The organism is Shewanella sp. 553 (genome assembly GCF_059338375.1).
The window spans coordinates 1484068-1504030 of the sequence record NZ_CM181701.1 but is presented as its reverse complement, the minus strand read 5'-3'; the positions used below and the strand labels follow the sequence as shown (position 1 = coordinate 1504030).

The following is a 19963-nucleotide window of genomic DNA, read 5'->3' as shown; positions in this document are numbered from 1 at the left end:
CTGACTCCCCCTTCTAACTAAGGTTATCACGCCATGTATACTCTCAATTTTAACCTGCAAGATTTTCTCAACCACTACTGGCAGAAACAACCATTAGTGATTAAAGCTGCCTTTAAAGATTTTAACGATCCTATTTCGGCTGATGAGCTGGCTGGACTGGCCTGTGAAGAGGAGATTGCCTCTCGCATTATTTTAACTAAACCCGATAATTGGGAAATCATCCAAGGCCCTATCGAAGATTACGCCCCCTTTGGCGAAGATAACTGGCAGTTGTTGGTACAGGCAGTTAACCACTGGTATCCAGACGCTCAGCCGTTAGTTGAGGCATTTCGATTCATTCCAGACTGGCGCTTTGATGACTTAATGGTGTCATTTGCTACCCCAGGTGGTGGCGTTGGTCCACATATTGATAATTATGATGTGTTCTTATTGCAGGGTGAAGGCAAGCGCCGCTGGAAAGTGGGCCCGCAAGGCACTTATTCCCCTAGAGGTGGCGATACTCATACGGCACTTATCGATGATTTTGAGCCCATGATTGATGTGGTTCTTGAAGCGGGAGATATGCTCTATATTCCACCTGGTTTTCCGCATCGGGGAGAAACGCTTGAAACCGCACTGAGTTACTCTATCGGTTTTCGTGCCCCGAGCCAGCAAGAGTTAATCAGTGGTATTGCCGATCACCTTATCGACACCAATAGTGGTAATAAACGCTTTACCTCGAACCAAGAGCCTAACAGCCCAGGATTATTGCCCGCAGCACAACAAACTCAAATGCTGGCACTGTTAACCGAACTCTTAACCCAGCCAGAACATTATCAGCAAGTGTTAGGACAACTGCTGAGCCAAAATCGCTTTGAGCTGGATATATGTGATCCCGATGGCCAGCATACTAATGATGAGCTGATCGAAGCCTTACAAGATGGCGCTGAGATCCAGCGCATCGGTGGGCTAAAAGTGATCCGTGTAGAAGATGATAGCCAGGCAAGGTTATTCATTAATGGTGAGATCTATCGATTCGATAACATCGAACTTAGCACCCTTGATGCCCTAGCCAACCAGTTTAGCTTTGATAGTGACACCGCATTAGCCTTATGTAAGCAAACTGCTGTAGCCGATTATTTTATCTGGTTACTGGATCAGGGTTACGCTTATCTCGCCTAGTCGGCACAAATAAGGCCCGATATGCTCGGTACAAAAAAGCCGTTTCCCTTTATTAAGGTAAACGGCTTTTTATCGCTTGGCGTTTAAAACGCTACGCACCTTGCCATAACTTTTCATCATTATGGATCTGATACAGACTCTCAGCACGGGAGATCAATAGCTGAGCAAACTTAGCTTGAGTTGGATCGTTTGTCGCACCGGAATTTTTCAAGTTTTCCGCTTTTAACTGCCATATCATTGAAAAATGCCGAATCGCATCACGCGCAGATGCCGCCACTTTCACATCCACATAATCTGACGGTAAATCGCCTGACATCACCCAAAAAGTTTGTGGCTTAGGTTGCTTAGATTCCATCTTCCACACCGCTAAATAAGGCGCTAAATAGCGACTTTCTGCGGCAATCACTTTACTGGGTATCACCCCTTTTTCGGCTAAAAAACGGTTGGCTTTTTGAAAGTGTTCCCTGATCCATTGCTGGGTAAGCGCTTCTCGCTCTTGGTCACTCAAAGGTTGAGTTTGATCGACTGCTTGTTCCGTCATACTGCTTCCTATTGTTGTTATAATTATGGCGTCATTATCCGCGCATCGACTATCTACACCTACGGGCTAAAACCTATAGCCATAAGCGATAACCAAAAATGTTGTCAGTCATTATCGTCATTTTGATGCAAAAAATAACCACCAAGCTTACGTTAACGTAAAGTGGAAAGCTAAATTGCCACCTATATCACGATAATTACACATCTTTGCTTTGTTGAGAGTATCGCTAAATGTTATCGTTCTGCAATAAATATAACAAGCCGTCGAAGTCGCCTATTTTTGCAGCTCGGCGTTTTAATTCCCAAGTGGAGAACACCTAAAGTGGCAGTATTCAATCATATCTCATTTGACGATCATGAACAGGTCGTATTTTGTCATGACAAAGAAAGTGGCTTACGCGCCATTATTGCAATTCATAACACTAATCTAGGCCCTGCTGTCGGTGGCTGTAGAATGTGGAATTATGAGTCAGACGATGAAGCCCTAACTGACGTTTTGCGTCTATCACGCGGTATGACTTATAAAAATGCATTGGCAGGATTAGCCATGGGTGGCGGTAAAGCGGTTATCATCGCCGATCCAAAAATGGAAAATCGTGAAGCCCTTTTCAGAGCCTTTGGTCGTTGTGTTCACAGCTTAGGCGGCAAATACTACTCGGCTGAAGATGTCGGTGTATCGACAGCCGATATTATGATTGCCCATCAAGAAACGCCTTTTGTGGCTGGTTTAGAAGGCCAAAGTGGCGATCCATCGCCCCACACGGCGTTAGGCACCTATTTAGGCATTAAAGCTGCGGTTAAGCATCAGCGTGGTATCGACAGTCTTAAAGGGCTTAAAATTGCGGTACAAGGCGTTGGACACGTTGGCTATTACCTATGTCGTCATCTGCATCAAGAAGGCGCTGAACTTATCGTTACCGACATTCATCAGTCATCATTGGATAAAGTGGCCACTGAGTTTGGTGCAACGGTTGTGGCTCCACAAGATATCTATCACCAAGATGTTGATGTTTATGCCCCATGCGCCCTTGGCGCAACCATTAACGACACTACTATCCCGTTGTTAAAAGCCAGCATCGTTGCCGGTTGTGCCAATAATCAACTTGCAGAAACTCGTCATGGTGAGAAGTTGAAAGAGTTAGGCATTCTCTATGCACCTGATTATGTCATTAATGCCGGTGGCATCATCAACGTATCGTTTGAGAAAAATTACGATCAGGTACAATCGACCGCTAAAGTAGAAGAGATTTACAACACCCTACTTAAGGTCTTTGAGTTATCTGATGCGCAAAATCGCACCACCGCAGACGTGGCTGACGAACTAGCACGCGCGATTATCAATGGTAATAACATTAGCTAATATATTGTTAATATTAGCAATAGCATAATAAGCATTATCATTAAGCCACCGGCGATATCGGTGGCTTTTTATCGTTTATGTCATCCCACCTTAATAACTGTAATTGAGCTTCGATAGATTTTGACATTGAGAGCCCTTTACGATCATGATCCGCTTATCCCAAATACCTTGCACAAGATTTATCTTTACCAGCAACGAGATAAGCTTTATCCACCGAATATTCACATAAGCGTACTGGAAAATGTCATAGTCCTCTGCTTGAATTAATAGCTCATTATTAGTGTCGGGAGAGCACTATGATCAGTTTCAAATACGACTTTACTCAAGATGTTGTGGAGTTACAGGCCAGCGATTGGTGTGGCCTAGAGCAGGTATTTGTGAACGGTAAGCGTGTGTCTCGCAAGCTTAATTTTGGCCCAAAAAGCGAACACCAAATAAAACTACACGATGGCAACCCCTGTAAATTTCAACTTTTTATTGACCCAAATAGCGAACAGATGATCTGCCGTATCTACAAAAAAAACCGACTCATCACCAGTATCAAGCAAGGAAAGCAGAACTTGTTGCAAAGTCGGCAACTGCTTCACAGCGTAGTCTTTTTAACTGCTCTTTGTTGTGTAGGAGGGTTACTACTTGTATGAAACACACTATTTCGATTTAATATTGATTCGGGGGTGTTGAATCATTTAGCACAATGATAATTGCTCACCATTGACGCACACATATTGACGAGTTTGGTAATCACCACTGCCAACAGTGACCATGGTCACCGACAGTTTTTGCTTCTGAATCCCATTTTCAATCAAGAGTGAATTAAGCACAATACCATCTCGAGTAAATGAAACCGAAGTAACGAAATCTCCTACTTCAAGATTGCGATACAAGGCGACATTTACGCTGCCGATAGAGCGAGGCTCTAACGCACCTTCGGCGACCACCAAGCTATAGCCATTAGCCAAAGAGAATGACTCTGCGTAGGCTGTGGGCATAGAGGTATCTGATGCCTGCGGTTGTGCATCTTGCATTGGCTGAAGTACTGACGTATTACTGTTGGTGCTAACAGAGCATCCAGACATAACAACAACCAACAGGACAATAAGCGGGAATTTGGTACGCATAACCATTATCCTCGATCACTTGATGGGTAAATAGACGTAAAAAAGAGGTGTTCGATTTTAAGTGCACTCTTATGGCAGATGGTTAATTTTATTCAATAAATAAATAAATTGCGTTGACTCTGCCTCGCTTAGACAAGCTAAAAAACGCTCATTTATCCATTCAGCTTCACGGGTCAAATCTTGCTCTAATGCTTTAGCACTGTCGGTAAGAAATATTTGGAATGCACGTCGATTGTCGGCTTCTTGATGACGGGTGATTAAACCTTGTACCTGCAGTTGATCGAGCAGTCGAGTCATAGTGTAATTAGCCACATCGCAACGTTTTGACAATTCAGTCTGAGTAATCCCCTCTTCTTGCCATAAGGCAAACAGCACTGGCCAGAGTTTAATCTCTAGATCATAGCGCTTGAGACGCTCATCAAACGCCTTTTGCAGACTGATATTAAGGTGAGATATCAAGTATCCCAAACTCTCATAATGTTTCAATCAGCACCTCCTGCCTCAATAGCCTTATATTAATATTACCATCTGGCTTTAAAGAAACTAGCTTTAGGTACAACTAAATAAGTAAGTAAAACCATTCACGTTATCAAATAACCACTTAGCTAACTTAATAATGCCGTTCCATTAGTCTAGTTCGGTATCATCAAGTAAATACTGTTCAACAAAGCGGTAATAGCAAGCCCGTCCCAGTTTTGCCGATAGTCCTTTAGGGAGTAATACGAAGATATCTTGCTCTTGGATCTCAAAACAATGGCAACTGTCGAGCATAAACTGAGTATCTATAGAGGTGGTGATCTGCAGTTGACCCGCTTCAACCTCTTGATAATCAACAATCAGTAGTGGATAAGCCTCAACCTCGACACGCACTTTTTCCACTGGCGTTATTAAAAAGTAATCACCATCAAGCCGCTGCAAGATGCTGCTAAATAAACGGCTAAACTTATCTGGTAATAAGCCTTGTTGATAAAACCATTTACCTTGGGCATTGATAAAAAACAGCGGTTTGTCATCGCACAAGCTCACCCCCTGAGTCAGCTGGTGTAATTGGCTATCCGCTGCATTAATATCACTCATGACTAAGCAAGGTTAATAAAGCCTGCAGCGGATGTTTAGGTTTAAAGCCGCCAAATCGCTTCACTTGGCTGCGACACGAATAACCAGAGACCAGCACCTGCTCTGGCAGTAACTGTTTAATGGCGCCGTCCCAAGACATATCAAATAAGGCTTTAGAGCGTGAGTAATTCTCGCTTTCATGGCCATAAGTCCCTGCCATGCCACAACAGCCTAAATTAACGGTATTGAGTGTGGCGCCAAAGTGTTTAAAAATCGCCAGCCATTCATTGGCGGTATTGGGTTTAGCTGTCGATTCGGTGCAGTGACTAAACCAGATGAACACCTTGTCGGTGGGCTCCAACTGAGGAAGCGTCTGGACAATATCCAGTAACCACTCATTGACCAGTTGCACATTGAAATCGCCGCGATTATCACCGAGTACCTCTTTATATTCATCCCGATAACAGAGCACCATCGCCGGATCGACACCAATCATCGGCATCCCCAGTGCAAAAATGTCATTTAAGAAATCTGCACTCGATTGCGCCGTTTTAGCAAACTTATCCAAAAAGCCCTTAATATGGATTGGCTTACCATTAGGTTTAAAGGGTAATAATATCGGCTTAAATCCAAGCTTTTCGATAAGTTTCACTAAGTGATAAACGGTATCGGCTTCGTAAAAGCTGTTAAAAGGGTCTTGTACCACCAGCACATAGCGGTTGCGCTCATCTTGAGGGATCTGCTGTAGCGCCTCAAGATCGTAACCTCGGCAGCTGTGATTCTCTAATTTTTGCTTCAGAGTGGGGACCGATAACGCCGGCGCATCGACATAGCCAAGGGACTTTTTAATCACCCATTGGCTAACCGGGTTTTGTGATACGGCGTTGGTGACTCTTGGCATCATGGCCATTAGCGGCAGTGAGTCTTCTATCCCAGCGACTAAATAATCCTTAGCAGGGCGCAGGTAACGCTGATAATAGATATTGAAAAATTGTGCTCGAAACTTGGGCACATCGACTTTAACCGGGCACTGCGAGGAGCAGGCTTTACAGGCTAAACAGCCTTTTAATGACTCCATCACCTCATGAGAATAATCATATTCTCTATCTATCTTTATGGTGTTTTGGGTGCGCTGCAGCCACCCTAACGGCTTGGCCTTTGCTAAGGCTTCGACATCGACGCCCTCAACTTCTAACAAACGTAGCCACTCACGCATCAGCCCTGCGCGACCTTTAGGCGATTGTACGCGATCGCCAGTCACTTTAAACGAGGGGCACATAGGTGAATAGACACTGTAATTAAAGCACAAGCCATTACCGTTACAGTTCATTACATCGGGAAAAGCTTCCCGGGTAGTCACCGGAATTTGCCTGTCGAACGTGCCACGTTTGGTACTGTCGACATTGTATCGCAGCGGCCCACTGTTTTTAGGCGCCACCAGCTTACCGGGATTGAGCTTATTAAGTGGATCGAATAAGCCCTTCACCTCCTCTAACAGATCAAACAAGGTCTCGCCAAATACCGCTGGGCCATATTCACCGCGCACCCCTTTACCATGTTCGCCCCACATCAAGCCGCCATACTTAAGGGTAAGCGCGGCAACGTCATCAGACACGGTTTTCAGTAAACGCTCGTCATTGGGATCGCACATATCGAGCGCTGGACGCACATGCAGCACTCCAGCATCTACATGACCAAACATACCATATTGTAGTTGGTGGCTATCAAGTAGCGCCCTAAACTCCATAATGTAATCGGCGAGTTTTTCTGGTGGCACCGCAGTATCTTCGGCAAAGGCAATAGGCTTGCGACTGCCTTTGGTGGCCCCAAGCAAACCCACCGCTTTCTTGCGCATGGCATAAATGGTGTTGATGGACCCTTTGTCTGCCGTCACTTGATAACCTAGCAAGCCATCTTTTTGCTGAGCTATCTGAGTGTCAAGCATCTCACATAGCAAGTTCACTTTATGCTCGACCTCATCGGTTTCGCCAGCAAATTCCACCATATTTAAACCGTCGATAATCTTACCTGGAATATCGTCAATTAATGATGAGACCGAATGCCAGATAATGTCTTGCTTAGCTAAATTAAGTACTTTTGAGTCGACCGTTTCAACCACAGTGGCATTGGCTTTGACTAAGTCGGGAGCATGACGCAACGCCGATTGAAACGAATCATATTTAATATTGACCATCATGCGGGTAGTCGGTAGCGGCGTGATATCCAATTTAGCTTCGGTTACCACAGCCAGCGTCCCTTCTGAGCCGGTCAAGATGCGCGATAAGTTGAACTCATCTAGGGCGTCATTCCAGACATTTTTTAAATCATAACCGGTTAAAAAACGATTAAGCTTGGGAAAACGCGCCTCCACTTCAGCACGATGATCGCGGGTCATCTTAGCAATATCACGTTGCAGCACTTGGCCTAAATCAGGGGATCCCTCTTGCTCAAGTGCCTGCAGTTGAGCGTAAGTCAATGGGCCCGTGTCCAACACGCTACCATCATATAGCACGCTTGAAAGCGCCAATACATGATCAGAGGTTTTACCATAAACCAGCGAGCCAGCACCTGATGCATCGGTATTGATCATACCGCCCAAAGTAGCGCGATTTGAGGTTGAAAGATCGGGGCTGAAAAAATAACCATGGGGACGCAGCGCATCATTTAGCGCATCTTTTACCACACCCGCCTCAACTCTCACCCAGCCTTGCTCGGCATTCACTTCGAGCACTCGGTTCATATATCGCGATAAGTCTAGAATTAAACCATGGGTTAATGACTGTCCATTGGTACCTGTTCCGCCGCCACGGGCACTGAACACCACCTTGGTAAAAGTAGGCTTAGTGGCCAACTTTAATGCGATACGCACGTCGGTTTGATTGCGTGGATAGAGCACCGCTTGGGGCAAAAATTGGTAGACAGAGTTATCTGTAGCCTGAGCGAGTCGCGCGCTGTAACGCTTATCAATATCGCCAGTAAAACCGCTTTCGGCTAACGCATCGAGAAAATCGCAATATACGGGCTCTAGCGTTTGTTGATGAGATAACTTAGGTAGCATGCTGGTTTCTGCTTTGTCGTTATTAAAATAGTGCTGCCATTATAAACAAAAAAAAGCCGCTAAAAAGCGGCTTTTATCGAATTAGCTTATTCTATTTTAAGAATAATTAAGCGTGAGCTTCAGCTAGGTATAACCAAGTGTCTATAACGGTATCTGGGTTGAGTGATACGGTATCGATGCCCTGCTCAACTAACCATGCAGCAAAATCTGCGTGATCTGATGGTCCTTGACCACAAATCCCCACATAAGCGCCTTTGGCTTTAGCCGACTTAATTGCCATCGCCAGTAAGGCTTTCACCGCTGGATTACGCTCATCAAACAGATGGCTGATGATGCCTGAATCTCGGTCAAGACCTAGTGTTAGCTGAGTCAAATCGTTAGAGCCAATTGAGAAGCCATCGAAGTACTCAAGGAACTGATCGGCCAACAAGGCATTAGAAGGTAGTTCACACATCATAATGACACGTAGACCATCTTTACCGCGCTCAAGGCCCTGCTCTTTAAGTAGCTCAATCACTTGCGCCGCTTCTTCAAGGGTACGTACGAATGGGATCATGATCTCAACGTTAGTCAGACCCATCTCACCCCGCACACGCTTAATGGCTTCACACTCAAGGGCGAAACAATCACGGAACGACTCAGAGATATAACGGCTTGCACCGCGGAAGCCCAGCATTGGGTTCTCTTCTTCTGGCTCGTAACGTTCACCACCGACCAAGTTTGCGTACTCGTTAGACTTAAAGTCTGACATACGTACAATCACTTTCTTCGGATGGAAAGCCGATGCGATAGTCGCAATACCTTCAACCAGACGTGCCACATAATATTCAACAGGTGATTCATAACCTGCGATCATCTCGTGGATCTCTTGTTGCAGCTCAGCAGTTTGGTCATTGAACTCAAGCAAGGCTTTCGGGTGAATGCCGATCATACGGTTAATGATGAACTCTAGACGCGCAAGACCCACACCTTCGTTAGGCAGACGAGCAAAGTCGAACGCTCTATCAGGGTTACCCACGTTCATAGTGATCTTCATTGGCAGTTCAGGCATTGAATCGACGCGTGATGACATCACTTCGAAATCTTGAATACCTTGATAAATAAAGCCGGTATCGCCTTCGGCGCAAGATACAGTGACTTCTTGACCATGCTTAATCTTGTCAGTGATGTCGCCACAGCCCACTACCGCAGGAACACCAAGTTCACGTGCGATAATCGCCGCATGACACGTACGGCCGCCGCGGTTAGTCACGATAGCACTTGCGCGCTTCATGATAGGTTCCCAATCTGGGTCTGTCATGTCGGTAACCAGTACATCACCTTCTTGGATTTGGTCCATATCTTCGATAGAAGACAGTACCTTAGCAATACCATTACCAATCTTATGGCCAATGGCACGACCTTCACCAATCACATCACCATGGGTTTTAAGGTGGTAGCGCTCGATAAGCTGCACATCTTCACGTGAGCGTACAGTTTCAGGACGCGCCTGAACGATATAAAGCTTGCCATCATTGCCATCTTTTGCCCACTCAATGTCCATTGGACGACCGTAGTGCTGCTCGATAACCATGGCTTGTTTAGCCAGTTCCATCACTTCTTCGTCATTGATAGAGAATTGACGACGCTTGTCAGCGGCCACATCTTCAATCTTAACTTGCTTACCGTGATTTAAATCATCTGAGTAAACCATCTGGATAAGCTTGCTACCAATATTACGACGAACAACCGCTTTGTGACCGGCGGTTAAACTTGGCTTGTGTACATAAAACTCATCAGGGTTCACCGCACCTTGTACGACCATTTCACCAAGGCCAAATGATGAAGTGATAAATACCACGTCGTTGTTACCTGACTCAGTATCCATGGTGAACATCACACCTGATGCTGCAGTATCAGAGCGAACCATACGCTGTACACCGGCAGAAAGTGCTACGCCTTTATGATCGTAACCTTGGTGCACACGGTATGAGATAGCTCGGTCGTTAAACAGTGAAGCAAAAACGTGCTTAATCGCTACCAATACTGATTCATATCCCTTAACGTTAAGGAACGTTTCTTGTTGGCCGGCAAATGAAGCATCTGGCATATCTTCGGCTGTCGCAGAAGAGCGAACGGCAAAAGATGCATCTTGGGTTTCTGAAGAAAGCTTGTCGTACGATTCACGTACAACCTGCTCAAATTCGCTATGGAATGGGGTGTCGATAACCCACTGTCTGATCTGTGCACCGGCTGTAGCGAGTGCATTCACGTCATCTACATCTAGAGAATCTAGAGTGTCGTATATCTTCTGGTTAAGTCCGCTTTGTTCAAGAAATTCATTGAACGCAAAAGAGGTGGTCGCAAAGCCACCAGGCACTTGAACACCTGCATTTGCTAGATTGCTGATCATCTCTCCAAGTGAGGCGTTTTTACCGCCAACCTTGTTGACATCACCCATGCCTAATTCTTGATACCAGAGTACATATTGCTGCACAGTTCTATCTCCGCAAGTTTATTTCAGTGTGGCCCTTTCACACGAGGGCAGCGGCAGTTTACACTCCACAGCAAGCATCGTAAATCTATAATTTTATTTGTAATTTTATTACTACAAGAGGTCGAAATGTCACGTAAAGTCTTTTATATCTCAGATGGGACGGCGATCACAGCCGAAGTGTTTGGCCATGCGGTCCTCTCGCAATTTCCAGTGTCTTTTGAAGCGCTTACCATTCCATTTGTGGAGACAACCAAAAAAGCTCAGGCGGTTAAGAAGCAAATAAATGATTGTTTTATTACAACAGGTGAACGACCATTAGTTTTCCATTCTATCGTCAAGCCAGAAATTCGTGACATCATCTACAGCAGTGAATGCATCGATTATGACTTTTTGAATACCTTCGTCGCCCCGTTAGAAGAACAGCTAGGCATCAAGGCAAGCCCTGTGCTGCATCGCACTCACGGTAAAGCCAACCACAGTTATGAAGCGCGCATCGACGCCATTAATTTCGCTATGGAGAACGATGACGGTCAAACCCTGAAACATATCGACAAAGCCGACATTGTCTTGCTGGGCGTATCACGCTGCGGCAAGACACCCAGTAGCCTCTATTTATCGATGCAGTTTGGTATTAAAGCCGCTAACTATCCTTTTATCGAAGATGATATGGATAACCTCAAGCTGCCAGAGACCCTCAAAAAGAATAAGCACAAACTATTTGGTCTAACCATAGATCCTGTGCGTTTACATGAGATCCGCCAAAGCCGTATGGAAAATAGTCGTTACTCCTCGTTAAGGCAGTGCCGTATCGAAGTTAAAGAGGTAGAGATGATGTACAAACGCGAGCGCATCCCCTTTGTTAACACCACAAATCATTCGGTCGAAGAGATCGCCACCAAGATTTTAGAACTCACCGGACTGGAGCGTCATATGTTTTAAATAAGGGCTATCAGGCAAGATATGACCCAGTAAAAAGGGCAAATTTTGTCAATTGCACTGCACACTTGCCGACAATTAGCGAATATTTTCATGATTTAGGCACTGTGCAGCCTGCAACTATTAGTTATAATCCGAGACAATACGGCGAAATGCCAAGACAAACGCTCGGTATATTGAATGACCACTAAAACAGACGAACTACGCACCACATTATTATGTAAAGCCATTTCACCTGCTAAACTCGCATCTGAATATCCGCTGACTCAAGACGCTGCCGACTACCTTGTACAACAACGACGTGAAGTCGAAGCGATCCTCACCGGTGAAGATCAACGACTGCTGGTGATCATCGGTCCTTGCTCTATTCACGATACTGATGCCGCGATCGACTACGCTAAACGTCTCGCCGTGATGCATCAAGAGTTAAAAGATGATCTGTGCATCCTTATGCGCGTTTATTTTGAAAAACCGCGCACCACAGTCGGTTGGAAAGGGTTAATTTCAGACCCCGATCTCGACGGTAGCTTTAATGCCAATAAAGGGCTTCGCTTAGCACGACATCTATTACAACAGATAACGGAACTCAAGTTACCTATTGCGACCGAATTCCTTGATATGGTTAACGGCCAATACATAGCCGACCTTATCACTTGGGGCGCTGTGGGGGCTCGCACCACCGAAAGCCAAATCCATCGCGAAATGGCCTCGGCACTCTCTTGCCCTGTCGGCTTTAAAAACGGTACTGACGGTAACATCAATATCGCAATCGACGCGGTGCGCGCCGCAAAAGAGCCACATATCTTCTATTCACCTGATAAAGATGGCGCCATGGCGGTATACCGTACTAGTGGTAACCCATTTGGACACATCATTTTACGCGGTGGTAAGCAGCCAAACTACCATGCCGAAGACGTTAATGCCGCAGCTAAGCAGCTGGCGAGCGTTGGGTTATCGCACCGTATGGTTATTGACTTCAGCCACGGCAACAGTCAAAAGCAACATTTACAACAATTAGTTGTTGCCAAAGACATTATCGCGCAACTGGAGCAAGGCTCTACCGCCATTGCCGGCATTATGGCTGAAAGCTTTATTGAGGAAGGCAGCCAAAAAGTGATCCCAGGCCAGCCGCTGAGTTACGGCAAAAGCATCACAGATGCGTGCCTTAACTGGCAAGACTCCGAGCAGTTGCTACGCGACCTAGCAAAAGCGGCCCGTGCACGGATGAACAAATTAGCGGGTGCCTAATCACCCTACTTCTTAACAAGAATGCCCCAGTTTTACCCCGATAAAGGCTTCAAGCATGAAGCCTTTTTATCTTCATTGGATGAACTTAAACACCAACAACCACTCGCCACGTAACTCGATTACGTGTTGGTGGATTTTTTCTGCATAACCTCAAGGTTGCCTTATGCCCCTAACTCACACTCAATCGCCTTATTCTGAGGCGATGTTATCCCGGATTGAACAATCTGAAGCCCGCGTTATTAAAGCGATTTTCCCGTCAATCACCAACCATCACAACACTCTATTTGGTGGTGAAGCCTTGGCGTGGATGGATGAAACTGCATTTATCGCGGCGACACGTTTTTGCCGCAAACCTCTGGTCACGGTCAGCTCTGACAGAATCGACTTTAATAAAGCGATCCCCGCTGGCACCTTAGCCGAGATCATTGCCAAGGTGATCCATGTGGGTAACACCTCATTAAAGGTGGAGGTGAATATTTTTGTCGAAGATATGTATCAAGATCTGCGTGAGCACGCAATCCGTGGCGTATTTACTTTCGTTGCGGTCGATGATGACAGAAAACCCACTCAAGTTTGGCCACTACACACTTAAACTATTGCAGCTTGTAGAGGTGTAAATAAGTAGCACCTCTATCATATATTGCCTCTATTCTGGCATTAATACAGCCACATCATACTAGACAAAAGTCTTGCAAATAGAACAATTAAACAAAAAATCAACATTATCGGCATAAAATCCATAGAATAATACGCAGGTTATCTGTTACATTGAATCCACCTTCAAATGCAACAAAGATAACCAAAAAGCAATGAAGCTAGAAAATTTGAATATTATCATCGCCGATGATCACCCCTTATTTCGTAATGCCTTGCGACAAGCATTGAGTGGCGCCTTTGCGCAAACCAATTGGTTTGAAGCCGACAGCGCTGACGCCTTACAAAAGCTATTAGAAAACAGTACTAGAGACTACGACATTGTACTGCTGGACCTACAAATGCCAGGCTCCCATGGTTACTCGACCCTTATCCACCTGCGCACTCACTTCCCAGAGCTGCCCGTGGTAGTGATTTCAGCCCATGAAGATGCCATGACGATTAGCCGCGCAGTGCATTACGGTAGCGCGGGATTTATCCCTAAATCAGCCTCGATGGAAACCCTAGCCGAGGCCCTCACTACAGTGTTGTATGGTGATATATGGCTGCCCGATAATATTGAACTGCAACAAATTAATGAAGATGCGACCGATCAAATGGCTGCCAAATTGGCTGACTTAACACCGCAGCAATATAAGGTATTGCAGATGTTTGCCGAAGGGCTGTTAAATAAGCAAATTGCCTATGATTTAGGGGTATCAGAAGCGACCATTAAAGCGCATGCCACCGCCATTTTCAGAAAACTCGGTGTCAGAAATCGCACCCAAGCGGTAATTTCGTTGCAACAGCTAGAGATGGACCGAGTCGAGATTTAGTGTAACAAAGCAGCGGTGAAACGAGCGCTAATGCTGACTCTTGGTTTACGCAGCACTGGCCTCAAATCGACTGTTCTCACTCTCTGCCTGAGCTTAATAGCCACCCTGTGAAGTAGTGGCGATTCATAGCTTTTGGCTAATAACACTATGCCAATTCAACAAATAAGCCGAACTGATGTTCGGCTTATTTGTTGAACGACTACTCACGCTTTAACACTATAAGCTTATACGGTAGTGCTAGAGTTAAAATGTAAACAGCTTAAGCCGTTAAGTGTTCAAAATGAAACTTCAAATGCGCTTCAATAAAGCTGGCAATAAAGTAATAGCTATGATCATAACCAGCTTGCATACGCAAGGTTAACGGATATTGCTTGGTGCTGGCCACATCGATGAGCGCCTGAGGCTTTAATTGCTCATCAAGGAAACTGTCACACGTCCCCTGATCAACCAGAATCGGTAACCTTGCCGTGGCATTTTTTAGCAGTTCACACGCATCATATTGCAACCACTCATCGCGATTTTTACCCAAATAGTGCTCAAAAGCTTTTTGTCCCCACGGACAATTCATTGGATTGACTATCGGACTAAATGCCGAAATCGACTGATAACGCTGCGGATTACGCAATCCTATAGTCAAGGCGCCATGTCCGCCCATCGAGTGACCCGCAATCGCGCGTTTGTCATTAACCGGGAAATGCTGCTCGATTAACTCAGGTAACTCATTCACCACATAATCATACATCTGATAATGCGACTTCCACGGCGCCTGTGTAGCATTAAGGTAAAAACCTGCCCCTAGACCTAAGTCATAACTGCCATCCGGAGCATCGGCAACCCCTTCACCCCGAGGGCTGGTATCTGGCGCGACAATCGCCACCCCAAGCTCTGCAGCCATGCGCATTGCACCAGCCTTTTGCATGAAGTTTTCATCAGTGCAGGTCAAGCCTGATAGCCAATAAAGTACTGGCACTTTTTGTTCACTGGCCTGAGGCGGCAAGTAAATCGCAAAACGCATCGTGCAATTAAGGCTAGAGGATTGATGTTTATACTGTTTATGCCAACCCTCAAAACTCTTATTACTGCTGATATTTTCTATGGTCATCATTTATCCTCACCCTGTGTGGCGCAGGCAACAGCGCTCACCTGCGCCACACAGTAGATTGATGCTAATTGGTTTTTGCTAATAGGTTTTTGCTAATCCGTTTATGCTTTGCCACTATTTATCGAAGTGCACCACAGAGCGGATGCTCTTACCTTCATGCATCAAATCAAAGGCATTGTTAATCTCTTCAAGTGGCATAGTGTGAGTAATAAAATCGCTTAACTTGAACTCTCCACGTAGGTATTTTTCAACGATTTCTGGTAATTCAGAGCGTCCTTTAACACCGCCAAACGCGCTGCCACGCCATACTCGGCCGGTCACTAATTGGAACGGACGAGTCGAGATCTCTTGCCCTGCACCAGCAACGCCAATAATGACAGATTCGCCCCACCCCTTATGGCAACACTCTAACGCTGAGCGCATCACATCGACATTACCGATACACTCAAAAGAGTAGTCGACGCCGCCATCGGTTAGCTCAACAATCACCTCTTGGATAGGCTTGCCATATTCCTTAGGATTAATGCAATCTGTCGCGCCAAGTTGACGCGCCAACTCAAACTTACTGTCATTAATATCGATAGCGATAATACGTGAAGCGCCAGCCATGGTTGCGCCGATAATCGCCGACAGACCAATGCCACCAATGCCAAATATCGCCACGCTCGCACCCGGCTCTACTTTGGCAGTGTTAACCACTGCACCCATACCGGTTGTCACACCACAGCCCAGTAAACACACCTCTTCAAGCGGCGCTTCAGGGTTCACTTTAGCCAATGAGATCTCTGGCAATACGGTATATTCAGAGAAAGTAGAACAACCCATATAATGGAAAATTGGCTCGCCATCTTTATAAAAACGCGTGGTGCCATCTGGCATTAAGCCTTTACCTTGGGTTTCACGGATTTTTTGACACAGGTTAGTTTTGCCCGACTTGCAGAACTTACATTCACCACACTCTGGGGTATAAAGCGGAATAACATGGTCGCCTACTTTAACGCTGGTGACACCTTCGCCAACCATCTCGACGATGCCGCCACCTTCATGACCTAAAATCGCCGGAAATACCCCTTCAGGATCATCCCCCGATAGCGTAAATGCATCGGTATGACACACGCCAGTCGCTACAATCTTAACTAATACTTCGCCCGCCTTAGGTAACATTACATCCACTTCTTCAACCGACAAAGGTTGACCCGGTCCCCAAGCAATGGCCGCTTTCGACTTAATAAACTTATCTGACATAGTAATAACTCCCTTGGATGATGTGGATGCGCCACATACAATTTAGTCGCTTTCTTCGCAACAGGTATGACAATCGAACCAGTTTATTACTGGCCTCCTCATGGCAGCCATTGTATTTGTTTCTTGAGGAATGATAATCTAGCAAATCAGCAAATGATTTTTACGAGACAGTAATAATGCAACCTTGGGAAGGGGTCAGCGAATTTGTCGCCGTGGCCGAAACGGAAAGCTTTACCGCCGCAGCCAAACGGCTGGGGATCTCTACCGCCCAAGTCAGCAGGCAGATCAGCGCCATCGAGCACAGACTCGACACCAAATTGCTGTACCGCACCACCCGTAAAGTGTCTCTGACCGAAGAAGGGATGCTCTACTATCAACATTGCCGTCAAGTACTCGACGGATTAGATGAAGCCGAACGCGCACTAAGCAGCTTAAAAGGCACGCCCCAAGGTTGCCTTAAACTGACCGCCCCAGTCGCTTATGGAGAGAAATATATTCTGCCTATTGTTAATGACTTTATGCTCAACTATCCCAGTGTCGAGATGGATGTTGAGCTGACCAATCGCCAGGTTAACTTAATCGATGCCGGTATCGATTTAGCCATTCGTATCGGCAAGTTGGCCGACTCAAGTTTAATGGCCAAACGCATCAGTCAGCGAAAAAACTTTGTTTGCGCTTCTCCAGCTTACTTAAAACGCTATGGCGAACCCCATACACTTTCTGAGCTGAGTCAGCATAACTGTTTAATCGGCAACTATGATTACTGGCGCTTTATCGACCAAGGCCGGGAGAGACAGATAAAGATTAATGGCCGGTTGCGATGCAATACAGGTCACGGCCTGCGTGATGCCGCACTTAAGGGAATAGGCATAGCGCAACTCCCCAACTATTACATCAGCCAAGATCTCGAAGCTGGCACCCTAATACCCCTGTTAACCGCCTATCAAGAGCCCAACGAAGGTGTGTGGGCGCTCTACCCGCAAAACCGCCACCTTTCGCCTAAAGTGCGGTTAATGGTAGATTTTTTGGCAGAGAAACTCCCCTGACAGAGTGCCTTTTTAAACATTTTGGGGTGGTTTTTTTTCACAGCCCTATGAATAGCTCATGCGCTCAAAGCGAAGCAGATTATGTGGTATATCTTGGTTTATGCGTTGTCTACATTAACCCATAAGTCGCATGTTTGAGCTTAGTATGAATGTCTTGATTGTCACACGGATTAAAGATGACACATCACTGATACAAGTATGCCCAATAACCTGAGTGATTGGGCATAGGTATTTCTAGTTAAACTGAGAACAGACAATTGGTCCTTAGTCACTGCACTTAGGATAAGTACATAGAAGAAGTAAGAGTTAGAGATTGTACTTAGCTTTAACCTGTTCGATTAGCTCAGCCCATTGAGAATACTTTTGCAAACTTTGCTGCAGATCGCCCCATTCCACCATAGTGTCCTCCATAGATACCTTATTACCAATACGTAACTGATCCAGATAGGCAAAAGCTGAGGCACGATAATTAGCCATACAGTGGATAATGATCTCTTTATCACGGTGCTTATCCATCACCTCGAAGAAAGCTTCTACCGCCTCAACCTTGGGGTTCATCCAATCGACGGGAATGTAGACATATTCCATACCAGCATCGGTGACCAGTTTGGCTTCATTCGCGTGAGCATCCTTTTGTCCATCAGGCATCAAGTTAATCACCAACTGGACACCGGCTTTACTCAGAGTATTAAATTGTGATTCTGTCGGTAAACCCGCGGTTAAGATCTTAGAGTTGAGCTGCTGATAATCTTTGATCTCATTTAACTCGGGTAGCGGGGTAATGTCAGCATGGGTAAAGCCCGTAAACAATAATAGAGAGAGTAACGCTAATTTTTTCATTTTTTATTCCTGGATTTAATTTGCTAAATAAGGCATTCAATCAAGGGAATTAGTTCACTAAGGTTTTGAAATAGTTGAGCTAACCCCCAATAAAAAGGATATTTGCATTCAAGATCACCATTAAATCCTTACCGTTAAACTTTTATTACAACTCGCTCGCTAAAAAATATTCCTCCATCATGCGCTAATAAAACATACCACTGACCACTAGGGGGATTGATCGCATCCAAGCCAGTAACTGAAAGCCAGCTATAAGTTTGGGTTATTCACCTTTTAGCAAAATTAGTATAGCCACGTTATTGCATAAAATGACCTATCGTCACCTATCAAGCAAAAATCTAATTAATGAAACACGTTAGTAATCCCTGATATAAAAGATATATTTCCCCACTCTCCATGGAAAATTGCTGAGTATCACCTATACATAATAGTGGCTCACTTGGATGTACTTACCTTGATATGGAGATTAATATGCTCACACTACACAAAATACTCATTGCACTGGTATGCGTCATGCTGATCAGCGCCTGTGGAGACGGTGAAGATAACGCTGAACCATACTAAATCTCAGGTAAGCAATGCCGCTGTCATAGGAATCGAATTCGCCCCATCAAGTACGTGACATAGTTCACATTAAACGAACTTCAAATGGAACTTCATCATAATTGAACAAAGCTAGTATTTGAGTTTAAACATTTTCTAGGATGATAAAAAATGAATATACATAATGGATATAAAACACTGCTGCTTTCTCTCGCCTGCTTAACAGCCCAGTTAGCCCATGCTAACGACGATTACATTCAACGTGGCTATATTGGTTTAGGGTATGCCTATGTCGATACCAATGTTGATGTAGTCGGTGTCGGTTCAGACTCGTTCGACAATGGATTACTAGGCGGGATCGTGGGCTATCAATTTCATCGCAATTTTGGCGTTGAATTTAGAGGCTACGCCAATATTGATGACTATGAATTTATGGGAGTTAGCGTTGAAGTCGAAAACAGTTTAAGCCTATTAGCAAAAGGAACGTTACCGGTACATGAGCACTTTAATATATATGGACTCGTGGGCTATGGCAGTGTCAAAGGCGCTATTGCTGATGCCTCACAAACAGAAAGTGTCTTACAGTTTGGTGTAGGTATGGGCATTAATAATGGCTCGCCATTAGAACTGCAAATTGAGTGGTTAAGATTATTCGATGACAGTTTTACTTTTGACGGTGTTAATTTTGAAGGTGATAGTATTAATATTAATCTTATTTATCACATGTAATGGTTTTTAACACGACACCTTATGCAAGAAGCTTTA

The 19963-nt window shown here is 45.1% G+C and carries 18 protein-coding genes; 9 read left to right on the top strand and 9 right to left on the bottom strand.

Annotation, left to right across the window (positions count from 1 at the left end; translation table 11 throughout):
• Nucleotides 1-33: 33 nt before the first annotated feature.
• Nucleotides 34-1161, top strand: coding sequence for a ribosomal protein uL16 3-hydroxylase (locus AC5YBZ_RS06875; RefSeq protein WP_494519458.1), 1128 nt, complete (start codon nucleotides 34-36; stop codon nucleotides 1159-1161).
• A 91-nt stretch (nucleotides 1162-1252) separates the two neighbouring features.
• Here AC5YBZ_RS06875 and AC5YBZ_RS06870 read toward each other — a convergent pair whose 3' ends face one another.
• Nucleotides 1253-1702 (bottom strand): DUF4826 family protein, encoded by a 450-nt coding sequence (locus tag AC5YBZ_RS06870; protein WP_494519459.1) that lies wholly within the window; start codon nucleotides 1700-1702, stop codon nucleotides 1253-1255.
• Between the two features lie 321 nt (nucleotides 1703-2023).
• Here AC5YBZ_RS06870 and AC5YBZ_RS06865 point away from each other — a divergent pair, with 321 nt between their 5' ends.
• Nucleotides 2024-3061: a Glu/Leu/Phe/Val dehydrogenase dimerization domain-containing protein gene (locus AC5YBZ_RS06865; RefSeq protein WP_494519460.1), complete on the top strand. Its 1038-nt coding sequence runs from the start codon at nucleotides 2024-2026 to the stop codon at nucleotides 3059-3061.
• A gap of 296 nt (nucleotides 3062-3357) precedes the next feature.
• A complete protein-coding gene (locus AC5YBZ_RS06860; RefSeq protein WP_494519461.1) occupies nucleotides 3358-3702 on the top strand; it encodes a hypothetical protein in 345 nt (114 codons plus the stop codon).
• A gap of 45 nt (nucleotides 3703-3747) precedes the next feature.
• Here AC5YBZ_RS06860 and AC5YBZ_RS06855 read toward each other — a convergent pair whose 3' ends face one another.
• The 5 genes from AC5YBZ_RS06855 to ppsA all read right to left on the bottom strand — a co-directional run bounded on the left by AC5YBZ_RS06855 (nucleotide 3748) and on the right by ppsA (nucleotide 10769).
• Nucleotides 3748-4179: a PliI family lysozyme inhibitor of I-type lysozyme gene (locus tag AC5YBZ_RS06855; protein WP_494519462.1), complete on the bottom strand. Its 432-nt coding sequence runs from the start codon at nucleotides 4177-4179 to the stop codon at nucleotides 3748-3750.
• Between the two features lie 69 nt (nucleotides 4180-4248).
• Entirely contained in the window at nucleotides 4249-4665 is a 417-nt protein-coding gene (locus AC5YBZ_RS06850; RefSeq protein WP_494519463.1) for a MarR family winged helix-turn-helix transcriptional regulator, read from the bottom strand.
• Between the two features lie 141 nt (nucleotides 4666-4806).
• Nucleotides 4807-5256, bottom strand: a complete 450-nt coding sequence (locus AC5YBZ_RS06845) for a DUF1285 domain-containing protein (RefSeq protein WP_494519464.1) — start codon at nucleotides 5254-5256, stop codon at nucleotides 4807-4809.
• Nucleotides 5249-8293: a D-2-hydroxyglutarate dehydrogenase YdiJ gene (gene ydiJ / locus AC5YBZ_RS06840; protein WP_494519465.1), complete on the bottom strand. Its 3045-nt coding sequence runs from the start codon at nucleotides 8291-8293 to the stop codon at nucleotides 5249-5251. Before ydiJ ends, AC5YBZ_RS06845 begins: the two co-directional genes overlap by 8 nt.
• A 106-nt stretch (nucleotides 8294-8399) precedes the next feature.
• Nucleotides 8400-10769, bottom strand: a complete 2370-nt coding sequence (ppsA, locus tag AC5YBZ_RS06835) for a phosphoenolpyruvate synthase (RefSeq protein WP_494519466.1) — start codon at nucleotides 10767-10769, stop codon at nucleotides 8400-8402.
• A 126-nt stretch (nucleotides 10770-10895) separates the two neighbouring features.
• Here ppsA and ppsR point away from each other — a divergent pair, with 126 nt between their 5' ends.
• From ppsR to AC5YBZ_RS06815, 4 genes are all read left to right on the top strand, one after another.
• A complete protein-coding gene (gene ppsR / locus AC5YBZ_RS06830) occupies nucleotides 10896-11708 on the top strand; it encodes a posphoenolpyruvate synthetase regulatory kinase/phosphorylase PpsR (protein WP_494519467.1) in 813 nt (270 codons plus the stop codon).
• A 177-nt stretch (nucleotides 11709-11885) separates the two neighbouring features.
• A complete protein-coding gene (locus AC5YBZ_RS06825; RefSeq protein WP_475516482.1) occupies nucleotides 11886-12953 on the top strand; it encodes a 3-deoxy-7-phosphoheptulonate synthase in 1068 nt (355 codons plus the stop codon).
• A gap of 163 nt (nucleotides 12954-13116) precedes the next feature.
• The gene (locus AC5YBZ_RS06820) at nucleotides 13117-13545 is read left to right on the top strand and encodes an acyl-CoA thioesterase (protein WP_494519468.1); all 429 of its coding nucleotides are present in this window, start codon (nucleotides 13117-13119) and stop codon (nucleotides 13543-13545) included.
• 217 nt (nucleotides 13546-13762) lie between these two features.
• Nucleotides 13763-14422 (top strand): response regulator transcription factor, encoded by a 660-nt coding sequence (locus AC5YBZ_RS06815; protein WP_494519469.1) that lies wholly within the window; start codon nucleotides 13763-13765, stop codon nucleotides 14420-14422.
• A gap of 259 nt (nucleotides 14423-14681) precedes the next feature.
• Here AC5YBZ_RS06815 and fghA read toward each other — a convergent pair whose 3' ends face one another.
• Both fghA and AC5YBZ_RS06805 read right to left on the bottom strand, forming a co-directional pair.
• On the bottom strand, nucleotides 14682-15524 hold the full coding sequence (gene fghA, locus AC5YBZ_RS06810; protein ID WP_494543708.1) for an S-formylglutathione hydrolase: 843 nt from the start codon (nucleotides 15522-15524) through the stop codon (nucleotides 14682-14684).
• 114 nt (nucleotides 15525-15638) lie between these two features.
• A complete protein-coding gene (locus tag AC5YBZ_RS06805; RefSeq protein WP_494543600.1) occupies nucleotides 15639-16769 on the bottom strand; it encodes an S-(hydroxymethyl)glutathione dehydrogenase/class III alcohol dehydrogenase in 1131 nt (376 codons plus the stop codon).
• A 176-nt stretch (nucleotides 16770-16945) separates the two neighbouring features.
• Here AC5YBZ_RS06805 and AC5YBZ_RS06800 point away from each other — a divergent pair, with 176 nt between their 5' ends.
• Entirely contained in the window at nucleotides 16946-17815 is an 870-nt protein-coding gene (locus AC5YBZ_RS06800) for a LysR family transcriptional regulator (RefSeq protein ID WP_494524649.1), read from the top strand.
• Nucleotides 17816-18121: 306 nt separating this feature from the next.
• On the opposite strand, the gene AC5YBZ_RS06795 is transcribed toward AC5YBZ_RS06800, so the two are convergent.
• Nucleotides 18122-18655, bottom strand: coding sequence for a protein tyrosine phosphatase family protein (locus AC5YBZ_RS06795; protein WP_494519472.1), 534 nt, complete (start codon nucleotides 18653-18655; stop codon nucleotides 18122-18124).
• A gap of 714 nt (nucleotides 18656-19369) precedes the next feature.
• On the opposite strand from AC5YBZ_RS06795, the gene AC5YBZ_RS06790 reads away from it, so the two are divergent.
• Nucleotides 19370-19927 carry an outer membrane beta-barrel protein gene (locus tag AC5YBZ_RS06790; protein ID WP_494519474.1) on the top strand — a complete coding sequence of 186 codons (558 nt, stop codon included), beginning with the start codon at nucleotides 19370-19372 and terminating at the stop codon, nucleotides 19925-19927.
• Nucleotides 19928-19963: the final 36 nt, after the last annotated feature.